Source organism: Moorena sp. SIO2C4 (genome assembly GCF_010672485.1).
Classification (GTDB): domain Bacteria; phylum Cyanobacteriota; class Cyanobacteriia; order Cyanobacteriales; family Coleofasciculaceae; genus Moorena; species Moorena producens.
Window position 1 is genome coordinate 1 of record NZ_JAAHGN010000774.1, and the last position, 3,697, is coordinate 3,697.

Sequence of the window (3,697 nt, forward strand, 5' to 3'; positions counted from 1 at the left end):
TGGGGCTGTGTGCGGAACTTGTTTCCGCACACAGCCCCTCCCCATGAGCGACTGCATCAAGACAGTGACCAGCAAAAAAGGAACAGAAATTACAATGGCTCAGATGTATTACGATACCGACGCTAACCTAGACCTACTGGCGGATAAAACTATAGCTATTATCGGCTATGGTTCTCAAGGTCACGCCCACGCCCTTAATCTTAAAGAGAGTGGTATTAATGTGATCGTGGGACTTTATCCAGGTAGTAAGTCTAAGGCCAAAGCTGAAGAAGCAGGCTTAACCGTCCACACAGTGGCTGATGCTGCTAAAGCGGCTGACTTGGTGATGATCCTGCTGCCGGATGAAGTCCAAAAAACCATTTATCAGACAGAAATTGAGCCAAATCTGACCGAGGGTAATGTGATTGCCTTTGCCCACGGCTTCAATATTCATTTTGGTCAAATTGTTCCCCCAGAATTCATAGATGTGATCATGGTTGCTCCAAAAGGTCCAGGACATTTGGTGCGGCGCACCTATGAACAGGGAGAAGGGGTACCTTGTCTATTTGCTGTTTACCAGGATGCCACAGGTCAAGCACGCGATCGCGCCATGGCTTACGCCAAAGGAATTGGTGGTACCCGTGCCGGTATTCTTGAAACTACCTTCCGGGAAGAAACAGAAACTGACTTGTTTGGCGAGCAAGTTGTATTGTGTGGCGGCTTGAGTGAATTGATTAAATCGGGATTTGAAACCCTAGTCGCTGCTGGTTATCAACCAGAATTGGCCTATTTTGAATGCCTTCATGAAGTCAAATTGATTGTTGACCTAGTCGTCGAAGGTGGTTTAGCTAACATGCGCGATAGCATCTCCAACACTGCTGAATATGGTGACTATACCCGTGGGCCCAGGATTGTTACTGATGAAACTCGCGCCGAGATGCGTAAAATCCTCAAAGAAATTCAATCAGGTCAATTCGCCCGTGAATTTGTCTTGGAAAATCAGGGAGGTAAACCGGTCTTCACTGCTATGCGCCGTCAGAATAAAGAACATCCCGTCGAGGAAGTTGGTAAAGACTTACGCGCTATGTTCAGCTGGTTGAAAAAAGTCTAAGCATTCTTGACCGTTTACGATTAACCTCTTAAATTAGGACTTAATTATAATCAGGACTTACGTCATAACTATACTGGTCGGATCGGTAAATATATCATCTTACTACTTATAGTATTTAAACTCAAGTTTGGCGTAAGTCCTGTAAATTTCAGATTTTATCTGATACAGTAGGACGATTATGAATCCAGGGGTTTGCAGCTTCCAACTGAGCCGCTAATGCCAATAGTCTTGCTTCTGATGCTGGAGGTCCCACTAACTGAATTCCTACAGGTAAGCCCTTCTCATCAAAACCAGCAGGAATTGCGATCGCAGGAAGTCCAGTAGCATTAAATGGTGGACACGGTCCAATCCAATTAATAATATTCTCCAAGGTTTCTTCATAACTCAAATCGTCCCACTCTCCTACCCGAATCGGTGGATGTAAATAAGTAGGTAACACTAGCACATCATAGTTGTTAAAGAATCCCACAATCTGACGCGCTATAATTTGTAGCTTAGTCACCGCTTGTAAGTATTCCCCAGCAGAACCCGATTGTTCAGCAATCCAGCGATTCATAGGACTTAAGGCTTCTAGGGGAATTCCTGCTGAAGTTATCCCAGCTTGCCATACTGTCTTAAACGGTTCTACTATGTCAGTGAAATCTGGACAACCCGGTTCAACCAGATGTCCCATCCCTTCGAGTCGCTGCACTGTTTCCACCACAATCTTTTCACATACAGCTGACGCTGCTCCCATCGGTTTAATCGATGTGGCAAAACTAATCCGCAAATTATCCAGTTGTTGATGGCTAGCCTCTAGAAAAGATATCTCTGGGTCAGGTAACCAGTAAGGGTCTCCAGTAATATAGCCAGACATCACATCCAGTAAAGCAGCTGCATCAGCTACTGTCCGTGCCATCGGACCAATACTAGCAATACCACTTTGAAAGTCTCCTACTGGAGCGTAAGAAATACGACCTCGTGCCGGTTTAATGGCCACCAAACCACAGCAAAAGGCTGGACCGCGCAGGGAACCCCCACCATCGGAACCTTGGGCAATGGGAGATAAACCAGCTGCTACTGCTGCAGCTGAACCACCGCTAGACCCCCCTGGTGTATAGTCCAGATTCCAGGGATTGCGAGCCGGTGGAAATCCTGGGGGTTCGGTATAGGGTAAGGAACCCAGTTCAGAAGTAGCAGTTTTACCTAAAATAATGAATCCAGCTTGCTTGATGCGGGTGATTACCCCATCATCATACTCAGCAATATTGTCTTTGAGGGCAGCAACACCAAAGCTACAAGGGAGTCCTTCTACAGCCCTGAGGTCTTTAATCGCAATCGGGACACCAAAAAATGGAGGAAGTTTAAAGGTATCAGTAGTTTGGGCAAGTTGTTCGGTTTTGGCTTTAGCATCCGCCAGTGCCATGTCAGACGCCACAGTGAAGTAACTCCCTAGTTGGGGATTTAATCCTTCGATCCGTTCCAGGTAGAGTTGGACTAATTCCAGCGGTGATATCTCACCCTTGCGGATCAGTTGGGATTGGTCTAGAGCTGGAGTAAACGCTAGGTCAACTTGATTCATAATGGTTGTTTCCCATAAAGGGATGCTAATTTCTTAAAAAAAAATGCCTAAGAGTATTGCTAGGCAAAACTTTTAGGCATTCAGATGCTAGTTAGTAAAAACTAAATTATTAAAATTTCAAAGCTATACAGAGTAGGAGTTTGAGAGACTTTTTGTTAAACGTTGCTTAAATTCAAGGGTAGTGCAGGTTAGGGGGTGAGCCCAGACCTTTGCTGTCTTGAGACTAATTTTATTTACAATCTATATATACCACTTAATTTTATAAATTGGTATAACACATCGTCAAACTCTGGTGATTTTTCAGAAGTGTCCCAAAATTACTAGCTAGGTTGCAGGTACCGAAGAGCCAAAATTTTTCGGTAACTTAGGAAGTATAGCACTTCACAGCCTCAACACACAAGATGCCTTCACCTTTTCCTGGGATGAATCCCTACCTGGAGACACCAGACTATTCACAAGTTCACAAGAGGTGCGACTCGTGGCGAATTTAATTCGCCAAGGTCAAACGCACCATTACGGTCTTGGGGGTTCCCCCCATGAACGATCAAGAAGTGGTATTTAGAAGTACGTAAAGTAGAAACTGGCAAAGTAATTACTGTCATCGAAATTCTTTCTCCTAAAAACAAACGGTCTAAGGCCGTAGGCCACGCTACGCGATCATAAGGGCGCAGCACTTATGAAACCAAACGGCAAAAAATATTAGATAGCTTAACCCATTTAGTGTAAATTGATTTACTGCGTCAAGGAAAACCGATGGCTATGAATAATCAAACCTTCCAGAGCCACTATCGCATCGTGTTCAGCCGCTATCAAGACCGTCCCCAAGCGGATTTATATCCTTTCAATCTCTCCCAAGCAATCCCTTCCTTTCCTTTACCTCTCCAACCAGATGATTGACCATAGGTCACGCTACGCGATCGATAAACTACGGTTAATTTACAACAATTATTACATAGCATTTACGACCAAGGGAGTTATGACTTAGCGATTGATTATAGTCAAGATCCGCCACCACCTTTATCGACCGCAGATGCAACTTGGGTAAA

At 44.6% G+C, this 3,697-nt stretch carries 4 protein-coding genes and 1 pseudogene; 3 read left to right on the forward strand and 2 right to left on the reverse strand.

All coding sequences use genetic code 11. From position 1 onward, the window contains the following. Window positions 1-94: 94 nt before the first annotated feature. A complete protein-coding gene (ilvC, locus tag F6K20_RS28815) occupies window positions 95-1,090 on the forward strand; it encodes a ketol-acid reductoisomerase (protein ID WP_287296963.1) in 996 nt (331 codons plus the stop codon). Window positions 1,091-1,238: 148 nt separating this feature from the next. Here ilvC and F6K20_RS28820 read toward each other — a convergent pair whose 3' ends face one another. Further along, window positions 1,239-2,651 carry an amidase gene (locus F6K20_RS28820; RefSeq protein WP_287296961.1) on the reverse strand — a complete coding sequence of 471 codons (1,413 nt, stop codon included), beginning with the start codon at window positions 2,649-2,651 and terminating at the stop codon, window positions 1,239-1,241. A 401-nt stretch (window positions 2,652-3,052) separates the two neighbouring features. On the opposite strand from F6K20_RS28820, the gene F6K20_RS40205 reads away from it, so the two are divergent. Next, window positions 3,053-3,142 (forward strand): DUF4058 family protein, encoded by a 90-nt coding sequence (locus F6K20_RS40205; RefSeq protein WP_502708890.1) that lies wholly within the window; start codon window positions 3,053-3,055, stop codon window positions 3,140-3,142. On the opposite strand, the gene F6K20_RS40915 is transcribed toward F6K20_RS40205, so the two are convergent. Then, a complete protein-coding gene (locus F6K20_RS40915) occupies window positions 3,104-3,325 on the reverse strand; it encodes a hypothetical protein (protein ID WP_287296964.1) in 222 nt (73 codons plus the stop codon). The two genes, F6K20_RS40205 and F6K20_RS40915, sit on opposite strands and share 39 nt — an antisense overlap. Window positions 3,326-3,410: 85 nt before the next feature. On the opposite strand from F6K20_RS40915, the pseudogene F6K20_RS40920 reads away from it, so the two are divergent. Further along, a pseudogene (locus tag F6K20_RS40920) lies at window positions 3,411-3,697 on the forward strand (DUF4058 family protein); the annotation flags it as partial.

Coding starts and splice junctions, on each gene's coding strand:
- F6K20_RS40205 (WP_502708890.1), top strand. CDS start 3,053: ATGCCTTCACCTTTTCCTGGGATGAATCCCTACCTGGAGACACCAGAC.
- F6K20_RS28820 (WP_287296961.1), bottom strand. CDS start 2,651: ATGAATCAAGTTGACCTAGCGTTTACTCCAGCTCTAGACCAATCCCAA.
- ilvC (WP_287296963.1), top strand. CDS start 95: ATGGCTCAGATGTATTACGATACCGACGCTAACCTAGACCTACTGGCG.